The organism is Bacillus sp. BB51/4 (genome assembly GCF_008368845.1).
Lineage (GTDB): Bacteria > Bacillota > Bacilli > Bacillales > Bacillaceae_G > Bacillus_A > Bacillus_A wiedmannii.
Genome location: NZ_QOSC01000009.1, coordinates 113,506 through 131,602, shown reverse-complemented (window position 1 = coordinate 131,602; position 18,097 = coordinate 113,506). Strand labels below are relative to the sequence as shown.

Annotated in this window: 24 protein-coding genes and 5 pseudogenes; all 29 read left to right on the top strand. The window is 32.8% G+C overall.

What is annotated here, in order from left to right:
* Positions 1–17: 17 nt before the first annotated feature.
* The 29 genes and pseudogenes from DN392_RS11830 to DN392_RS11700 all read left to right on the top strand — a co-directional run bounded on the left by DN392_RS11830 (position 18) and on the right by DN392_RS11700 (position 18,093).
* A complete protein-coding gene (locus tag DN392_RS11830; RefSeq protein WP_048566015.1) occupies positions 18–395 on the top strand; it encodes an Imm3 family immunity protein in 378 nt (125 codons plus the stop codon).
* 717 nt (positions 396–1,112) lie between these two features.
* Entirely contained in the window at positions 1,113–1,874 is a 762-nt protein-coding gene (locus tag DN392_RS11825; protein WP_223272456.1) for an AHH domain-containing protein, read from the top strand.
* Entirely contained in the window at positions 1,874–2,359 is a 486-nt protein-coding gene (locus DN392_RS11820; protein ID WP_016087090.1) for a hypothetical protein, read from the top strand. Before DN392_RS11825 ends, DN392_RS11820 begins: the two co-directional genes overlap by 1 nt.
* A gap of 220 nt (positions 2,360–2,579) precedes the next feature.
* Positions 2,580–2,780 (top strand): annotated as a pseudogene (locus tag DN392_RS31175) (DNA/RNA non-specific endonuclease); the annotation flags it as partial.
* Positions 2,781–2,840: 60 nt separating this feature from the next.
* Positions 2,841–3,344: a hypothetical protein gene (locus tag DN392_RS30760; RefSeq protein ID WP_229195334.1), complete on the top strand. Its 504-nt coding sequence runs from the start codon at positions 2,841–2,843 to the stop codon at positions 3,342–3,344.
* Positions 3,345–3,360: 16 nt separating this feature from the next.
* A complete protein-coding gene (locus DN392_RS11810; protein WP_016087092.1) occupies positions 3,361–3,873 on the top strand; it encodes an Imm6 family immunity protein in 513 nt (170 codons plus the stop codon).
* Between the two features lie 248 nt (positions 3,874–4,121).
* Positions 4,122–4,526, top strand: coding sequence for a hypothetical protein (locus tag DN392_RS11805; protein WP_088321391.1), 405 nt, complete (start codon positions 4,122–4,124; stop codon positions 4,524–4,526).
* Between the two features lie 429 nt (positions 4,527–4,955).
* Entirely contained in the window at positions 4,956–5,426 is a 471-nt protein-coding gene (locus DN392_RS11800) for an Imm30 family immunity protein (protein ID WP_048566018.1), read from the top strand.
* 22 nt (positions 5,427–5,448) lie between these two features.
* Positions 5,449–6,183, top strand: coding sequence for a DUF4261 domain-containing protein (locus tag DN392_RS11795; RefSeq protein WP_048566019.1), 735 nt, complete (start codon positions 5,449–5,451; stop codon positions 6,181–6,183).
* 191 nt (positions 6,184–6,374) lie between these two features.
* Entirely contained in the window at positions 6,375–6,611 is a 237-nt protein-coding gene (locus DN392_RS11790; RefSeq protein ID WP_048566020.1) for a hypothetical protein, read from the top strand.
* Positions 6,608–7,012, top strand: a complete 405-nt coding sequence (locus DN392_RS11785) for a hypothetical protein (RefSeq protein WP_048566021.1) — start codon at positions 6,608–6,610, stop codon at positions 7,010–7,012. Before DN392_RS11790 ends, DN392_RS11785 begins: the two co-directional genes overlap by 4 nt.
* A gap of 136 nt (positions 7,013–7,148) precedes the next feature.
* A complete protein-coding gene (locus tag DN392_RS11780) occupies positions 7,149–7,586 on the top strand; it encodes a YwqJ-related putative deaminase (RefSeq protein WP_255309548.1) in 438 nt (145 codons plus the stop codon).
* The gene (locus DN392_RS11775) at positions 7,570–8,028 is read left to right on the top strand and encodes a toxin-antitoxin system YwqK family antitoxin (RefSeq protein ID WP_048566023.1); all 459 of its coding nucleotides are present in this window, start codon (positions 7,570–7,572) and stop codon (positions 8,026–8,028) included. The genes DN392_RS11780 and DN392_RS11775 overlap by 17 nt, the downstream gene beginning before the upstream one ends.
* Positions 8,028–8,732, top strand: a complete 705-nt coding sequence (locus DN392_RS11770) for an endonuclease V (protein WP_048566024.1) — start codon at positions 8,028–8,030, stop codon at positions 8,730–8,732. The genes DN392_RS11775 and DN392_RS11770 overlap by 1 nt, the downstream gene beginning before the upstream one ends.
* A 43-nt stretch (positions 8,733–8,775) precedes the next feature.
* Positions 8,776–8,965 (top strand): annotated as a pseudogene (locus DN392_RS30755) (hypothetical protein).
* A gap of 54 nt (positions 8,966–9,019) precedes the next feature.
* Positions 9,020–9,709 carry an HNH endonuclease gene (locus tag DN392_RS30750; protein WP_071743040.1) on the top strand — a complete coding sequence of 230 codons (690 nt, stop codon included), beginning with the start codon at positions 9,020–9,022 and terminating at the stop codon, positions 9,707–9,709.
* Between the two features lie 20 nt (positions 9,710–9,729).
* Positions 9,730–10,200: an SMI1/KNR4 family protein gene (locus DN392_RS11755; RefSeq protein WP_064057449.1), complete on the top strand. Its 471-nt coding sequence runs from the start codon at positions 9,730–9,732 to the stop codon at positions 10,198–10,200.
* A 455-nt stretch (positions 10,201–10,655) separates the two neighbouring features.
* Positions 10,656–11,429, top strand: coding sequence for an HNH endonuclease (locus DN392_RS11750; RefSeq protein ID WP_131233650.1), 774 nt, complete (start codon positions 10,656–10,658; stop codon positions 11,427–11,429).
* A gap of 17 nt (positions 11,430–11,446) precedes the next feature.
* Positions 11,447–11,914, top strand: coding sequence for a DUF6985 domain-containing protein (locus DN392_RS11745; protein ID WP_017673907.1), 468 nt, complete (start codon positions 11,447–11,449; stop codon positions 11,912–11,914).
* Positions 11,915–12,073: 159 nt separating this feature from the next.
* A complete protein-coding gene (locus DN392_RS11740; protein ID WP_053078802.1) occupies positions 12,074–12,571 on the top strand; it encodes an HNH endonuclease in 498 nt (165 codons plus the stop codon).
* 42 nt (positions 12,572–12,613) lie between these two features.
* Positions 12,614–12,844, top strand: a pseudogene (locus DN392_RS11735) (T6SS immunity protein Tdi1 domain-containing protein); the annotation flags it as partial.
* 238 nt (positions 12,845–13,082) lie between these two features.
* Entirely contained in the window at positions 13,083–13,400 is a 318-nt protein-coding gene (locus tag DN392_RS11730) for a toxin-antitoxin system YwqK family antitoxin (protein ID WP_048566028.1), read from the top strand.
* Positions 13,401–13,490: 90 nt separating this feature from the next.
* Positions 13,491–13,879: pseudogene (locus tag DN392_RS11725) on the top strand (hypothetical protein); the annotation flags it as partial.
* Between the two features lie 319 nt (positions 13,880–14,198).
* On the top strand, positions 14,199–15,203 hold the full coding sequence (locus tag DN392_RS11720; protein ID WP_016134950.1) for a DUF7018 domain-containing (lipo)protein: 1,005 nt from the start codon (positions 14,199–14,201) through the stop codon (positions 15,201–15,203).
* Between the two features lie 16 nt (positions 15,204–15,219).
* On the top strand, positions 15,220–15,363 hold the full coding sequence (locus DN392_RS30335) for a hypothetical protein (RefSeq protein WP_016087112.1): 144 nt from the start codon (positions 15,220–15,222) through the stop codon (positions 15,361–15,363).
* Positions 15,364–15,524: 161 nt separating this feature from the next.
* A pseudogene (locus tag DN392_RS31170) lies at positions 15,525–15,694 on the top strand (ADP-ribosyltransferase); the annotation flags it as partial.
* Positions 15,695–15,837: 143 nt separating this feature from the next.
* Positions 15,838–16,353 (top strand): SecY-interacting protein Syd, encoded by a 516-nt coding sequence (locus DN392_RS11710; protein ID WP_016087113.1) that lies wholly within the window; start codon positions 15,838–15,840, stop codon positions 16,351–16,353.
* 400 nt (positions 16,354–16,753) lie between these two features.
* A complete protein-coding gene (locus DN392_RS11705) occupies positions 16,754–17,224 on the top strand; it encodes a DUF6985 domain-containing protein (RefSeq protein WP_000700063.1) in 471 nt (156 codons plus the stop codon).
* 212 nt (positions 17,225–17,436) lie between these two features.
* Positions 17,437–18,093, top strand: coding sequence for an SMI1/KNR4 family protein (locus DN392_RS11700; protein WP_048566029.1), 657 nt, complete (start codon positions 17,437–17,439; stop codon positions 18,091–18,093).
* The last annotated feature ends 4 nt before the right edge of the window (positions 18,094–18,097 follow it).

Here is an 18,097-nt window from a genome sequence, read left to right as displayed (position 1 = left end):
CTATAGGAGGGATATAAATGGAAGATTGGGAGTATAATGAATTAATTGAGGCTGTTAAAGAAATGTATGAGAATATGTTAAATAAAGATAGAGGATATAAATATGCTACTGCAAGAACATTTTATGAATTCGAAACCGTCTGCAATGAGGGTAAAACAGAAAATTTATTAGTTCACTTAGCCATTGGAGAGATAGTAGTCACACATCCAAAAGTTTTTGTGGGTGTGGTTGATACTATAAAAAAAGATCTAGGAAGCATTGATAGGAAGGCATTAGAGAAGGAATTGTTATCTGAAGAGGTTGAGGATCTTTTGGCCAGAATAAATAATGTCAATCATAAACTTAATAGCGTAATACTGGACTTTGATCCTAATGCTGATAATTATGATACCTAATTGTAGTTATGTGGATCGTGAAATGGCGTATCGTATAATAAAAGAGTTTATCACAACCAAATCAGTACCCAAATTTATAGGATGGATTGATTTATATGATATAGATTTTGAACATGAATTTTAAATAACTAATATTTATGAATAACTTTAAAGCTTTTTTGCTCTAAGTAATACTCGTGTTTAAATTATAGTTTATAACAGTAAATAAATTAGTTTGGTTATAATGTTTTTATAAACATTACAACCTATGATACTAGATTTATAGCAATGTAAAAGAGAAGAAAGTTTGTAGTACTAAAATTAAAAATATGAACACATATAAGACAAGTGAACTCAAAAGAACAGGCTGTAAAAAAAGTAAAGACTCATGATGGTTGTACCATCATGGAGTACTGTGTGCAATGATAGAATAGAAAATGAAGTACGAGCTTAGGCGATACGGCATTTTACTGGGTGATGAATATAATCACATGGAATGTATATTAAACTAAGAACTCGTACAAACTCGTCGATTTTAACGTAGTATTTGTCATGGCATGTAAAAGGTGTCATACTGTTACTATAAAACTTACAAATTTATGCCAATTAAAAACAGATGAACTTAAAGCGCTTGATTGTCTACGAAAGACAACAAGCGCTTTTTTATTAGATAGGCATGTTATAAATGTTTAAAAATTATTTTTATGAATTAAAGCTAACAGAAATTACTAGTATTATATAATTGAAAGTACATTAGCAAAAGGTACGGACTCCGTATCCCCAATCTTTAAAGGTGTAGAAATAATGCCAGATGGAAGTGTCGCTAGAACTGGAACGAACAACTATAGCGGGAAATTCCAAGAAGCCCATGATGCCTCAAAGGCGAGTATTCAGAGTAGGATCTCGAATTTGGAGAGTGGTGGGGTTAAGGGTACGGGTGAAGTTAATAGGCTTATTCCCGGTACTCCCGGAAAGGTGACAGGAGGAAGTTCTACAAAACTGGGGGAAAATATGTTTGAAGAAATGGGTTTGCCTAAAACTACAAAACGAACTCCTTATGAAGCGCAACATATTACTCCTAAGGAATTTAGACGTCATCCTGTATTACAAAAAATAGGCATGGACATGGACGATGCCTCAAATGGATTTTTTCTTCGAGTTCCAGATGCTGATGTTAGTGTAACTTCTAGACATAAAGGATATCACGCAGTTTATAGTAATTTTGTGAGGGGAAAATTGGATGAAATAGATATTAGGCAAGATATATCTATAATAGAAAAACAAGTTTTTGAATTGCAACAAAAGTTAAGACTACTTCAAGAAAAGGGATTACCACTATACATGAAGGGTAATTATCTTGAAAAAGAACTTAAAAGGATTAAAGAAATTGGATTGGAACAATACAAAATAGAAAGAATGGACAAAGAGGTTGCGCCCCCTGTATGGAAAAGAGGAGGAGGGGCAACAGTTGACCTTTGGGAAAGGTGGTATAATAAGTAATGAACTATGGTGAATTTAATAATTTAGTTGAAGAGGTAATTCAGTTCTCGAAAAAATTCCAGAGCGAACTTACTAATAATATTTCCAATGAGATTGTTATTATTAATGATATAAAAAAAGCAGAGCATTTAGCTTATGATGAGATTTTTGGCGAGGATGAGTATAATTGGAAAGATATCAGAGAATTGGAAATGAGTGAAGTTTGGGGTATTTATTACGCAATGCCAGAAAATGAAAAGCCTAAAGGATTGGAAGAATTATTAGAAATTATTGATGATAATGTGAGAAAAAGCTCATTTAAATATAGTATATTTTATAACGATGTTGTAGCTGACCTTACTAATTGTGCCATCAATAGAGCGATAAACGGAAAGAGTAGTTCCTTTGTTGAAGAATTGTTTGAGATATATCAACTCGGTGCTTTTCCTTGCGGTTGGGATGGGGATTATCCAGAAGGAAAAATTGTTGCGTTTAAATTGGATTAATGAAATTTGTCAAGACATACAGGGTACCATACTGTAATTATCAAATGATTGTACGTATAAGCCTAAAGTGACTAACGACTTATAAACTTAGAAAACACTTGAACTTAAAGCACTTGATTGTCTATTTGAGGCAACAAGTGCTTTTTTAATTGAAAGGTATACTATAAATTTATAAAAATTATTTTTATGAATTAAAGCTAACAGAAATTACTAGTATTATATAATTGAAAATACATTAGCAAAAGGTGTAGACTCCGTATCCCCATTCGTTAAAGGTGTAGAAATACTGCCAGATGGAAGTGTTGCTAAATCTGGAACGAACTATAGCGGGAAATTCCAAGAAGCCCATGATGCCTCAAAGGCGAGTATTCAGAGTAGGATCTCGAATTTGGAGAGTGGTGGGGTTAAGGATACGGGTGAAAGCTTACATAAAATAGAGCTGGGAAATAAAGATTTAGAAAACTTACGTAAGAAGTGGAATGTGCCAGGAACACATACTATCGCAGTAGGAGAAACAGATGTAAAAGGAATGGAAGGTATTAGATTTGAAGGTGGATCACCAAAGGTCAGAAAAGAAGCTGGCCTACCAAGTTTGGATGAAATGTATCCAAATCGTGAAATTAAAGCGCCTTATAGTAGGGAAAGAAGAGGTCATGCCCAGTTCATGGATTATGCAGAAGAAGGTGTAATAGCTGAATTTGAAGATGCTGTAAAAAAAGCAGGTCTTAAACCAGAAGGTGTGAAGGGGACACTATACATGCATCAATCTAATCCAAATGGAATTTGTAATAAATGTACAAAGGGTTTGTTTGACTCTGTTCCAGATGATAAAAGAGGAATATTTAAGAAATTGACGGAAATGTATCCAAATTTAAAAATTAAAGTATCAACTGAAATAGATCCAAGCTTACAATACCCAAGAGATACATTATCTTTTGAGGTAATAAATGGATTGATAGAAAGTGTGGTTAAAATAAGAAAATAAGTGGGGAATGATGGTCATGGATTTTATTAATAAGCTCAATATAGAGGCCAAAGTTGCATTAGGATTGATAATAGCAGAAAATATGTTTAATATGATAAATATGGATGAAGATGGATATAAAACTGGTAGAGAAGCGCTAAATTCCTGCTGGAAGTGGCTTGAAGGTGAAAAAATTGATGCTGATGATTTGTGTAACTATATAGACAGCGAAGATTATATAGATGTAGCTGAATTTGCGAACGAAGAAAAAGATGCACAAAAACAGTATGCATGGTATTCAGTATTAGATGCTGTGTCTTATACAATTTATCAAGCGTATAAAAAGGAAAAAAGAAAATTCGTTCCTCAAGTGGTTGAAATAATTGATGATGAAACATTAAGAATATTAAGTGAAAACGCGATAGAATCTGGTTATTTTAAGGTTGAAAGTTTAAATAATATAAAAAAATACCTATTAGAAAATTACTCATTAAGCGGTAGTGTCGAAACCGGTAATTATATAAAAAGGGATAGCTTGCCATTAATTTAAAAACATAAAAAGTAATCTTATCCATTTCAAGTAGATAATATTAAAAAAACTAAGCAGCTACGATAGTTTGGAAGAGTCAATAAAAAAGAATTTAAAGATAACTATGAAAGTAGGGTGTATGGTAATGAAGCTGTTAGTGCATATGGTAATAACATGATGAGACATTACACCAACTTGAAAACTATCATAGATGATAAAATAATTGTTACTTTATAATGCACCAAATGGTGTGACTTAATAAGCGGTAATTGGTAACCCAGTTATCGCTTTTTGTTTTAACTAAGGGAACAGGTAATACTGTAAAAGATGTAGATTCAAAAGAACTTTTACCAAATGAAGGGGACATAGGAACGTATAAAGATCTAATTAAAGCAGGATCACCTGGTGATGACATTACACCTCATCACATGCCTTCAACAGAATTCTTAGTAAGAAAACTGGAATGGGATTCTAAAAAAGCTAAAAATGACGGTATGGCAATGAATGTAGAACAACCGAAAACAGGTGGAAGACATAGAAGGACTGAGACATACGGTCGAAATATGACTAATGAGGAGAAAGCATACTATTATTCTTTAGAGCCGCGTGATGCTCTTGCTTTTGATTTGTTGAATTTGAGAAAAATATACATGGAAGATAATGTATATAAATAGATACTCCCAAATTTGAGAGAGTATGCTAGACAAGCAAGAGAGGATTATTATAAAAAAGAATTAAAGAAAGAATGATGATTTACTTTACTAGTCTAATAGTAGGAACATTTTAGTTTTCAATTTTATTTGTCTTATGTATTTCAATAATATTTAATTTTATGTAACTACTCAGCCACTCTATAAAAAATCGATTGAAAAGTATTTTTTTAAATGGTCGAGAGGGACTGGCCATACATAGAAGCGGTTAGGGCCTATTTCTGCCACGCGTAAAGTTTTAAAACATAGAAAGACAGCGAAGTGTATGTCCATTTTTATCTTCATGGCAGAAATCTATATGATGAAAAATGAGTACCTTTTACCAAACTTGTAAATGAAATATATAGCTGAGCAGTTACAATTTTATTAATTCTTTTAAAAGGAGAAGTTTATATGGACAGCAAATCTGAGATCAAGAGATTATATAGTTGTAGATTTTTAAAAAATCAATCGGAATGTGAAGAGTTTGACAGTGTATTAGAAAGCTTAGCAGATTGTGATGATGAGAAGCTTATTAAAGAGTTGTGTATAGTATTTGAGGATGAAACACAAGAGGAAGAAGTTATGTTTGGTCTAGTTCATTTTATTGAAGATTTTGAAATGGAAAAATATCTAACAGAGATGCCTAAAGCTTTACCCAAAATGGTTGAGAGTGCAAAAGAGTGGGCAATGCTACTAAACATAAGAATTTTAAATAATGATTTATATAGAAGTGAGTATGCTAAAATTCTTGTAGGAATGAATCATGATATAAAACTAACAGTAATCAATTTGCTTAATGAAATTATTTCTGACGATCCTAAAAGATTCGAGGGCGTTGCTAATGAAATTCTTAGCGAGCTAAAAGAAGTTGATAGAAAATAACTAATGGTGAGGAAGGGTTACTATGGAAAGCTCAAAAATAATTTTATGTATACCAGGGTTATGGAAAAACAGAAGTGAAATTGTTGAATCAGTGGCAAGACAAAGTGAAGGATATATTTTTGCAGGAAATAGTATTGGTAAGCTTGGTGAACCAATAGGATTTTTTGAAGCCGAGATTTATGGGTATGATGAACATTTGGCGGAAGCTTTCGAGATTGCAGGGAATGGTAAATTTACAGAAGAGCAACTTGATTGTATTAAAAACCATTTCTTAACTGTATATTTAGTTGGAGAAGGCGGATCTATTGATAAAGTAGTAAAGATACTTGAAGTTGCGAATGTACTTTTAAAGGCTGGTGGACTTGGGGTTAAAGTTGAATCATCAGGTACTGCAAATACAATTGAAGAGTGGGCTAATATATATAATACAAATGATACAGTAGATTTATTTCAGGCTTTTGTAACAGTAGTAGAAGAAAAAGATTTTTACTACACATGTGGAATGCATTGTTTTGGATTACCAGATGTTATTGCTTTTAAAAATCAAGTAACAACACAATATGCTCAAGATTTGATGCGGATTTTTTGCTTATACAATCTCATTGAGCAGCCTAAATTAGAAAATGGTTCTACGTTTAGTATAGATGAGAACAGTCCGAGTTTTATTTTACGGTATGCTGAGTGTAGGCATTTTTCAGAAGATCATGTATTTTATAATAAATATGGTATATGGGCATTAGTTAAAAAAAATACTTAAATTTATTATGAATTGTACTCTATAAAATGGCCAGTTTAATAAAAAAATTTTGAGAATATGAACTAAAAATGACTTTGGGATATTAATCCAAAGTCATTTTTTATATTTATGCTATTGAGGAGTGCAAGCCAAAGGTTATTAGATTATAATTTCAATTTGAGGCGTATAAGAAAGAGAATCGGGAAAGTAACATGTCCTATGAGACCTATCAAAAGAGAAGATTAGACAGCCGTGCATTTAACTATGACTCAATCAAAGATCAACATGAACATAAGGAAGTTTGGTGTGATGAGGGGATACTGGGCACGACGCTATTGCTAGCTGGTTCTACAGTGTTCTTTCCACTAGCTGGTGCAGCATTATTTGCCTTTACAGCGAGTGTTGGTGTAATGGAAGTTTCCGGTGCAGTAATGGGAAAAGATTGTTGATACAACGGGAACTTGACACAAATGAACGTTGGTTACGCGATGTAGTACCTGTAGCTAAAGGATTGCATGCATTTGGAAATGTCACAACAGGTTTAAAATCAGGTAATAGTACTACTACAATTAAAAGTGCCTCCAAAGTTGGGGTGGAAGAAGGCGGATCTCGTTTGAAGCAGGTTGATAGTTTTCTTAGAGAGCGAGCGCAACATGCGACTAATTTAGTAGGTAGTAAAATTGAAAACTTGTCGTTGAATATAGCGGGAAAAGTAGATACGACATATACAAACGTAAAAATAGTTGGAGAAAATCTGGGTTCAAGGCTGCGGCCAGCAGGGGCTTATGATGTACCTGTAGAAAATAACCAGTGGCTTGAGAAGAAAACGGTACAGTTTTTGATGGGTTGAATTTGAAGAGGCGTTCAAAAAAGTTACTAAGGGTACGGGTAAAGTTTCTAATAGTGGTGAAAGTTTAAGTAGAATAGAATATTTGCGTAATAAATATGGTCGGTTTACTCACCAAGAATTAAACGATAGGATTAATTTGCGTGATGCTGTAGCGAAAGAAGTTGAAAGATTAAATAATCTAGGCCTTTCTAACAGGGAGATGGGGCCTGCGGTTGCTGGAACTTTTGACAAAACAACAGGTAAGTATTACTTTGGAATCAATAATACTTTAGGTAAGATTCCAGAAGAGTTACATCCATTAATAGAACAACGGATTACCAATATGCCAAAAAATATTAAAGAGGGATATACATTTACGTATGGGGAGGGATCTCACGCAGAAGTTTATTCATTAAATCAAGCGTTACTTGCAAATTCACAAGCAAGTGCTTCGAATTTTATCACTCATGTAGTACGTTCTGGTAAAAAATTAAAACCGGCTGGTATGATGATGCCAACCTGTCCACATTGTAATTTTATTACTGAAGGATTTGAATTTAGTTCAGAGGTGAAAAAGATTGGAAAATCAAATTGATATATTAAGTAAAGAATATGTTATAGAACATGGAACTGACTTTGACGAAGATTTATGGTTTACATCTTATAGTGATGAAGTTTTAGATAATCCGGAAGACGAGAACGGTAAACCTTTTACCGGTTTAGCTTACGAATTATATGATAATGGTAATTTGATATATTATACAAATTATGTAAAAGGTTTTATAGAGGGTGAGTTAATAGAATTTTATAAAAATGGAAATTTAAAATCAGTGAAAAATTTGATTCATGGACAAAGTAATGGTACCGAAAGAATCTGGTATGAAAGTGGAGAATTAAAATTTGAAGGAGAATATAAATTTGGGATAGCTCTCCATTATACAGAATGGGATGAAAAAGGTCGTATCATAAAACAAAAAATTTTCCCTACAGAAACAGATTTAAAATTGATTGAATCTGTTTCTAAAAGTGATACCTAATGAAGAATTTAGATTTAAATAATATGAAATTGATAAATGAATTTACCGACATTCAGAATGAATTGTTATCCAAAGTAAATCTTGAGAATAGATTTGACGTTAATGAAATCAAAACCATTGCAGGGATAGATTTAGCTTACTGGGATGTAAATAATAAAACGTATGGTACATGTTGTATCGTAATGATTGATTATTATACAAAGGAAGTTGTTGAAAAGGTATATAGTTATGGAGAAATAAGTATTCCTTATATATCAGGATTTCTTGCTTTTCGTGAGTTGCCTTTAATACTTGAAGCCGCGAAGAAATTATCTAATGAACCTGATTTATATATGTTTGATGGAAATGGGTATTTACATTATCGTCATATGGGAATTGCTACCCATGCTGCAATGTATTTAAACAAACCAACAATTGGCGTGGCAAAGAGCTATTTGAAAATAGAAAATGTCGACGCTACGATGCCTAAAGAGGAAGTAGGTTCTTACACTGACATTGTAATTCATGGTGATATATATGGTAGAGTTTTGAGGACTTCGTATTGTGTAAAGCCAATCTTTGTTTCATGTGGGAACTGGATTGATTTAGATACAAGTACTGAAGTTGTAATGAACTGCATAAATAATGAAAGTCGATTACCTATTCCAGTTAGATTAGCAGATTTAGAAACACATAAAATGAGGAAGAAGTTAATGGAAGGATAAAATAGTGTATTCTATACGTATTAGGATACAACTATAATGACATGTGGAAGACAATAAACTAACGAACTCGTACAAGCTCGTAAGTTTTAATGTAGTAGTTGTCATGACATACAAAAGGTGTCATTCTGTTACTTAAAACAGATGAACTGAAAGCACTTGATTATCTACTTGAGGCTACAAGTGCTTTTTTAGTTGAAGGGTATACTATAAATTTAAAGAAATTATTTTTATGAATTAAAGCTAACAGAAATTACTAGTATTATATAATTGAAAAATTAGCAAAAGGTGTGGACTACGTATCCCCATTCGTTAAAGGTGTAGAAATACTGCCAGATGGAAGTGTCGTTAGATCTGGAACGAACTATAGCGGGAAATTCCAAGAAGCCCATGATGCCTCAAAGGCGAGTATTCAGAGTAGGATCTCGAATTTGGAGAGTGGTGGGGTTAAGGGTACGGGTAATAGAAGTAAGACAGCAAGTGAAGTTAATTTAAATAATATAGATGATTTTATTAACGGAACTAAGAATTTTGATGATGTATTAGATGATTATGCTCGACATTATATTGAGGTAATAGATATTAAAAACTGGTCTTGGGCCAATAATAATATTAAAGGTGGGAACAAATTAACAAGTAATAAAAGGAAAATGATAAAACAACGAGCTGAAGAATTAGGTCTTATCCCGAAAGTTGAAGTGAAAAAAGTAGAAGGTATGCGCTATGGATTTGTTGATTTTGAAGGACTTGGTCTAGTAGTACATAAAGATGAACTTCCAAAAGATTTATGGTTAAAAAGAGATGTGGAGCAATTTGACTGGTTGAACAACAGGCTTCCAGAAGATATAAGGGCTATGGTGGAAAATGGTTCTTATACGTGGCATCATACTGAAGTACCAGGGGAAATGCAACTAGTTCCTTATGGTACTGTTCATAATGGTGGAAGGACTAAAGGAATGTGGTCAGATGCGCCAAGATAATAAAAAAAGGAGTGTTTTGAATGGAAATAAAAAAAGAATCTATAATTTATCCGTTACCGTCTGATAGTTTAATATTAAAGAAAGAAGAATTTTGGAGAGTTCAACTACCGGTAGATTATAAGAATTTCATAAAAGTTAATAATGGTGGTTCCCCAGAAAAAAAATCTTTTGTGTGTAATAACCATAGCTATGCAGTTATTAGGTTTTTATGTATTCTTGAAGCCCCAGAAAATATTGAAATAGGTATGTTTGATATTGATGTAACATGGACCCAGCTAGATGAGAGACTTACAGATGATGGAGATTTACTGGGAGTAGCTTTATTACCAATTGCTGTATTATTTGCCGGTGATTTTTTATGTTTAGATTTTAGAGAATCAAGAAATAACCCGAAAGTTTGTATGTGGGATCATGAGAATTCTGCTGAACTTGAACCAGTAAGTCATCATGTTGCAGATACATTCGATGAATTTATGGGTATGCTTCACTAATACATCTATCTAGACAAATCACATGATTAAAACTAGATAAAGGAACTCTAAAAAGATTTTTGAATGATACAGGAAAACAATGAGGAGTTTGAAAATAATACTCTATGATGGTACAACCATCATAGAGTATTACGTGCAATGATAGAATAGAAAACGAAGTACGAGCTTAGGTGGGATGACATTTTACTTGGTGGCGAATATAAACACATGGATTGTATATTAAACTAATGAACTCGTACAAACTCGTCAATTTTAACGTAGTAGTTGTTATGACATATAAAAGGTGTCATACTGTTACTATAAAACTTACAAATTTATGCTACTTAAAAACGTATGAACTTAAAGCACTTGATTGTCTATGATAGGCAACAAGTGCTTTTTTAATTGAAAGGTATACTATAAATTTATAAAAATTATTTTTATGAATTAAAGCTAACGGAAATTATTAGTATTATATAATTGAAAATACATTAGCAAAAGGTGTAGACTCCGTATCCCCATTTGTTAAAGGTGTAGAAATACTGCCAGATGGAAGTGTTGCTAGAACTGGAACGAACTATAGCGGGAAATTCCAAGAAGCCCATGATGCCTCAAAGGCGAGTATTCAGAGTAGGATCTCGAATTTGGAGAGTGGTGGGGTTAAGGATACGGGTAATAGAGATGCTGATATTCCACCAGCCTTCAAGCAAGAGGAATTTGCCAGTACATATGAATCAAGATTCAAGCAAACACCCGCAGAAACGAATTCAAATGTCGTTTTTGAAGGGGTTAGAGGTGAGTCTTTATGTACCCTAAAACCACCACCAGATCCTACGTTACAGAAAATCTTAAATGAAGCTGGTATTAATGGAATTGAGTATAAAAATGGAGTTCCTGATTTTTCACCAGTAGCAAAAGCGCAATTTGAAATTGAATACATGTTAGGCGGGACCGGCAAGCACGGAACAAAAGCTAGAACTATTAATTTTAAACAAGCAGATCAAAAGTTGGCTGAACAGCTTAACAATTCACCAGAGTTGGCAAGCAAATTTGGAATGACTCCTGGGGAAATTAAAGCGGGAGACATTGCAGATTATCGAGAAGAATACAAGTTAACGTGGCACGAATTAAATGATGTGAAGACTATCCAACTTGTACCATCAGAAATAAATGGTAAATTTGGGCATCTTGGCGGCGTAGGAGAGATAAATGCAGGAGCGTTTAAGCCAGGGGAATTTGCCAATAAATAGAAAGGGGGAAATTTAAAATGAAAATAAATGATGAAGTTTTTGGTGAGCTTGAATATGATTATGTCTGGAGTAGAGATACTACCATTGAGTTTTGCGGCAAAGAAGCCGATATTGCTTTGATGATAGATGGTGAAGAAGATGGTGAATTTAGTGAAAAACAGTATGCTTCGTATAATTCTTTAATACAAAATTGGGGGCATCTTCAACAAAGTATTTTGCAACCAATTTTAGATTATTACAAGCAAAAACGACATGAGCTTGGGTATGATGTTTCATATAATGAAAATTATCCTTTAATTGAAACGATTGATCAGCTTCTTGAAAGGATCAGGCTAGTGGGGATTTATGTCCCATCTGCTAGACGCTTTGAAGGCAGATATATTGGACTAACATTTGACTGTACATGGGACATGGAAAATGGGGTAGGTATTCGTCTAATAAATGAAGAAGTAGCTAGGGTAGGATACCAAGATGTTGCAATTTAAGCATTACTATTTGTTATAAATACACATAACAGAGTATGAAAAATTAGTTCGTTTTGGAAGTTAATGAAAAAACAGTAGAGATAGGTACTAGAAATCTCTGCTGTTTTTTTATGCAAATGGAAAAATTAATCTTGAAGGTTATTCCTATCGTACATACCATTGAGGTCTTTTCCTAAAGATATTGAATTTGTAAATCCATCTGATAAGGGTACGGGTAAGGATACCCTAGAAGTAAAATTCACAAAGGAACAGCTTGCTACTAAACCATCATATTCACCTGTTCCAGAGAAGTGGATGAAAAAAGGTGGGACTGTAAAAATAGATGAGGATGGAAATTGGGTATATACAAATAAAAAAGGACAGACTGTAAGGTATCCTGATGGTTATCCGGATTTCACTGAATATGCGCATCCAACTGTTAAGCCGGTAGAAATTGAAATTGCAAGCCTAACGAATGGTCCATCTGATTATAAAAATGCTAATATAGAGGCGGGTTTGAATAAAAATTCTGATCCGCCGGTACCAGCACTAGATAAGCCACCTGTGGGATATATATGGCATCACCATCAAGATGGAAAAACAATGATTCTTGTGGATAAAGATATTCATAGGGAATTTACTCATGCTGGCGGAGTATCAACTGTTAATGGAAAATAAATTAAGGGGAGGATATTAATATGGTGAAAATCGAAAGCTCACTTTGAGCTATTTTTAAGGTTTCTTGAGGAAGAAGAATATTTAGAAGAAGACATGGAATGGAATCCTTATTTAGTAGCCATCCAAAATTACGGAATACCAGCTTATAATGAGTGTTTTGGTTATATTCCTCTTCTTGGATTAGGAGGGACAGAAAAAGTAGAGAATCTGCAAAAAGTTAAATTGATTGAACATATTTATTTAATTACGCAGTTTATGGGGCCGATTGAATAAATGATTGTAGACCAAGAGATTACTTAATGGAAGTGTACGTAGATACGGTGAACGAACTTCAGTGAAAGCGTAAAAGAAGCACTAAAGAGGAATCCTAATGTTCGAGTAAAAGATTTAACTGTAAATGTTATAAGAACAGGAATTAATAAGAATAAGCCTGGTGAAATTACGTTCAAGTGTTGTCCACATTGTTCATATTTATTGAAGGGATTTGAAATGATATCGGAGGTTTCTAAATTTGGAAGATAAAATATTAAATGGAGAATACGTTATGAATAATGGCAAAAAGTTTGGAGAGGATTTTGGATATGGAGGAGATGAATACGATTCTTTTATAGTAGAATATGATCAAGACAATAATGAGCATATTTTTACTGGAATCATTTATGACTGTTATGAGAATGGTAATTTAGCAAATTACTATATGGTTAAGGATGGAATTAAAAATGGAGAAATGGTTAATTTTTATCCAAATGGACAAATTAAAGAAATTAAACATATAGAGAATAATACTTTAGAAGGTATACAAAAGAATTTTATGAAAATGGTGTTATAAGATTAATGGAACATAGAGCTTTAGGGAGATTAGTGAGTTTTAAAAAATATGATGAAAAAGGAAAAATAGTAGAAGAAATGAAGGAAACAAACAATGAAATCTACGATGTCAGATACCATAAATATTGGGGAAATTGGATTAGAACGCATACCAAAGTAGAAGAAAGATTACATGAAATGCAAAACGATCGATTTGCAATTAAAGATATTACTTATATAAATTCGGATCATGAGGGACTTCGAAAATATATAGTAATTTTAGCACTTAATAGCGACGGTATATTTGAAAATAATCCCCCTTTCATTGAGGATTTGCTCAAAGTAACCATCATGCTTAAAGAAGAACTAGATAATAAAAATTTTGTCATAGATTTAACCAATAAGACTGGAACATTATACACAACTTGGTTATCATCAAAAGAAATTAAAGAAGCAAATAATATCGAAGATCTTGTAAAAGAGAGATTTCCTGTGAATTAAATGTAAAATCCTTTTTATGTTTGGTATTTGATGAGAACGCACAATATTTGAACGTCTCAGTCCAAAGCCATCAACTTAAGGTTTTTATAACAACCCATTCTAAAAATCACATGTATTTTTGTTTCGGGATGAATAAGGATAAATTTGGAATAAAGGTATACAAAGGGGGATTCTCTACAACCGTAATACATGTTATCATATTATTAAAATCCCTAAAATTTCCTTTAAGAGCAAAAATGAGCTTATATTTGTTTATTTATTTTATGTTACAGTTCCATATGGTAGTCAATTAAAAAACTTTTAAATAGGAGTATACATAATGAAAGCAAAGAAACTCGTAATGTTAGCAATTCCAGTTATGTTATTAGTAGGTTGTGGGACAGATAAAGTAGACTCAAAAGCGAAGGATAAAGTAGAGTCTAAAGCAGAAACAAAAGAGAAGTTATCGAAAGACATTTATCCAGTACGTATGACTAGCTTATCATCTGAGTTAATGGGAAAAATCACGAATATAGTAGAAGTAGCAATGAATAAAGAAAAGGATGAGAAAACTTTAAAGAAAGAAGTCCTAAAACAAGAATCTGAGTTACAAACAATCATTGCTAAGTTTGATAAGATTGAACCACCAAAAGAGTATGCAAAATCACATAAAGATTTACTAAAAGCAGTTGATTGTTATAGTAAAGCTTACTCAAAACAAGCTAAGTATTTTAAAGCAAATGAGAAGGATATAGACCCTGATAAGAAACAGGAAATCACAGAGTTAATCGAACGAGGTAATAAGTATTGGATATCAGGATTCCAACCTGTCCAAGACGAAACATCTAGAGTAGGCGCTGTGAATGCAAATAAAGCTGTAAAGGATAAGCAGAGTGCATTGGGGGATACAGACTCTGACACGATAAAAAGAACAGATGATGCCCCTAAGTCAAACGATGTATCTAATTTAGAAGAAGTTACGAAGTATAAGCAAGACATTATAGACAGTTCGAATGCAATTGCAGATACAATGCACTTAATTGAAGGAATAGCAGGTTCAGACATCAAGGCTTATGTACAGAAGAAAAGTGAAATCCAACTAAGTGTAGGTGGAGCAAAAGCAAATGCTAAGAAACTAAAGGAATTAAAAGCACCTTCAGGATTTGAGGGAGAACAAAACGAGATAAAACAATCCATGCAATATTATGAAGATGCTTTCCAACTTCTATTTGATGCAATAGAGCAAGAAGACCAAGCTAAACTTCATGAGTCAATGGGTAAGACACGTATAGGTGCAAAGATATTTGATGAAGCAACAAAGGGTATTGCAGATAAATCAAAATAATAAAGGGAATATGTAAATGAAACGTAAATTGTTATCTTTAGTTGTTCCAATCATGTCATTGTCAGGAATAGCTTGTTCTAGCAAAGACGTTGCAGAAGAAAAGAAGACTGATAGTTTGCAAGTAGCTGTAGATTATCAACTCAAGCCCCCACTGAGATGAAACATTTCAGTGGGGGCTTGAGTTAGAACGATAGGTCTTTTCGTCTATCGCTAGGAAGTTTGACGCTCTAGCATTCATGCCACCTTATGGTAATGCCCCAAGTATGTTTTTGGTTGGTACTAGAAACGAACAATCGTTTCCCCACTTGCACTATCCTTTCGAAAAACGGTAGTCCTGTTGTGATAATATCAAGTGATAAACCCGATTTAAATGGGATTCCTCCTCAACCAAGACTTTGGGGAAGAATAGTGAAATTTATTATACTGATCCAAGTAGTGGTAAAGTGACTCACATATGGAACTATAATCCGATTCTACCTGGTGGAGGTCAGGTTATGCCTGTACCCTCAAAGCCATACCCAGGGTTAGGGTGGATTCATCATCCTGAGAAAATCGCAGGAGTTTGGGGAAATAACCAAAAATATGCTGAACGATTAGAAAAGTAAGGGTGATTATTTTGGTAATGAAGGATGCTATGAGCAAATATTTTAATTTAAGAAAAGAATATTTTGATAAAGGGTTAGATTTTTTATTTAAAACGCCATACAGCGAAGAAGTGGCTTCATTTATATATAAGGGTGAAATGGATGATGAAAAAGAAATTTCATGGAAACCTATTGAAAAAAATAATAAGAATGATTTAACGATGATTGAGGAAAGGTTTGAAATTAAACTGCACACTTCAATTGATGATTATTTTAATTCTTATTGGTTTGCTGATTTAGATGGATTTATTGGTAATCATTATATTAGGCTAGAACCTGTATTACCAAATATTGAATTGGATTCCTTCGAAAGTAATTTAGAAGGGTATAAAAACAATCATAATAAGGTTGATAAGACTCCGATAGGTGTAGAGGGGAACGGTTTGATAGTTGTGTTACATAATGTAAGTGGTAAGGTTGAATTGGAGAATTTTGAACGAGGTTCGTTTAAAGCGATTTCGGATAGTCTAGATGAGTTAATTTCTAATTTAAAGTTACAAAAATAATATACTAAGAACATTTATATGAAAAAATGTCTGATATGAAGTGTAGACCGAGTGTTAGATACAATTGGACTGCAGTATTTTATAGAAAGATATGATTAAGATCAAGCTAAGACCTACAAAATTTATGCTATTTAAAAAACATATGAAATTAATGCACTTGATTGTCTACTTGAGGCAAGCAAGTGCTTTTTTATTCGTGCATGCAATACTATAAACTTATTTTATATGAATTCAAGTTAACAAAATTTGCTAATATTATATAATTAAAAATATATTAGCAAAAGACATGGACAATACCCCATTCTTCATAAAAAATCAAGAAACATAACTTAATGGAAGTACACGTAAATAGGGTGGAACGAACTTCGGTAGAAAGAGTAAACAATAAAGGAGATATGTAATGAAAATAAATGATACAGTTTTTGGCGAACTTGAGTTTAATAATTATGATTGGATTGGATATAAAAACATTGAGTTTTTTGGGAACGAAGTTAAGGTGGCATTAATAGTCAGGGGAGAAGATGATGGTCATTTTGAGAAAGAACAATATACGGCACATAACTTTTTAATAGAAAGATGGCTACAATTACAACAAAGTATTTTAGAGTCTATATTAGATTATTATAAACAAAAAAGATATGAACTTGGTTACGATGTTGAGCCTAACGAAAGTTATCCTTTAATAGAAACAGCTACTCAAATTCTTGAAAAAATAACTTTAGTTGGAATTTTTGTTCCAGATAATGATCTTATCGATTTTCTTGATATTGGACTTATATTTGACTGTACATGGGATATGGAAAATGGATTAGGCCTTTGTCTTATGAAAGGTGAAGTAACAGAGGTAGGTTATCAGGATGTTGTACTTTAAATTTTGAAGCCTATTTTTATAGAGACAATAATATTGTTTTATTATTCATTCGTAATAAACGAGCTGCAGCTTTAAAAGAAAAACCACCAAAAGAAGTAACAGTTAAGATGGATATTATATACTTTGGAAATGAATGGTAGAAATCTGAAGTATATAGGATCGGTAATTTATGAAGATTAGAAGTTTAATGTAATAATAGGGATGGAGTAAAAATGACAATGATACAATTTAATTCTTATCATCAAAAAGTAGAGATAAAGAGAAATTTAGAACTTATGAACTTAGAACATAAAAAAATTAGAGAGTATGTAAATTTTGATGTATGTTCTTTTGAGCAATTAGATGAATTTCAAGTAGGATACAGCATTGACACCGATGGAAACTCCTTTGTAACCGATGAGGAAGATACTTGGGATGCAAATTGGATTGTTATTGCATATGAAACTATGTGTGGAGATCCAATTATTATTGACTTAAGTGAAGAAGGATACCCTATATCTTCCCTCATGCACGGAATGGACAGTTGGAGTGGTGGCGATTTTCTTGCAGATTCGATGGACTCATTTATTAATTTTATGAAAGATATAGGTGATTTTCTTACTGAGAAACAAGTGTTAGAAGGTAAAAGAATGATACAAACTAAAGAATTGGAAATATTGCTAAATGAGTTTTTGGAAAGAAATAAATTTACTGATTTTGAAATATGGCACTCTTTATTAAGTCCATTATTTGATATTGCAGAAGAATATGAGCAAACAATGGAGATAAAAGTAAAAAAGATGAAGGAAGAAGGAAAGAAAATAACGGAGATTGCTCACATGCTTAATATAAAACCTAAAGAAGTGTATGAGTATATTAAAAAAGTTTAATAGA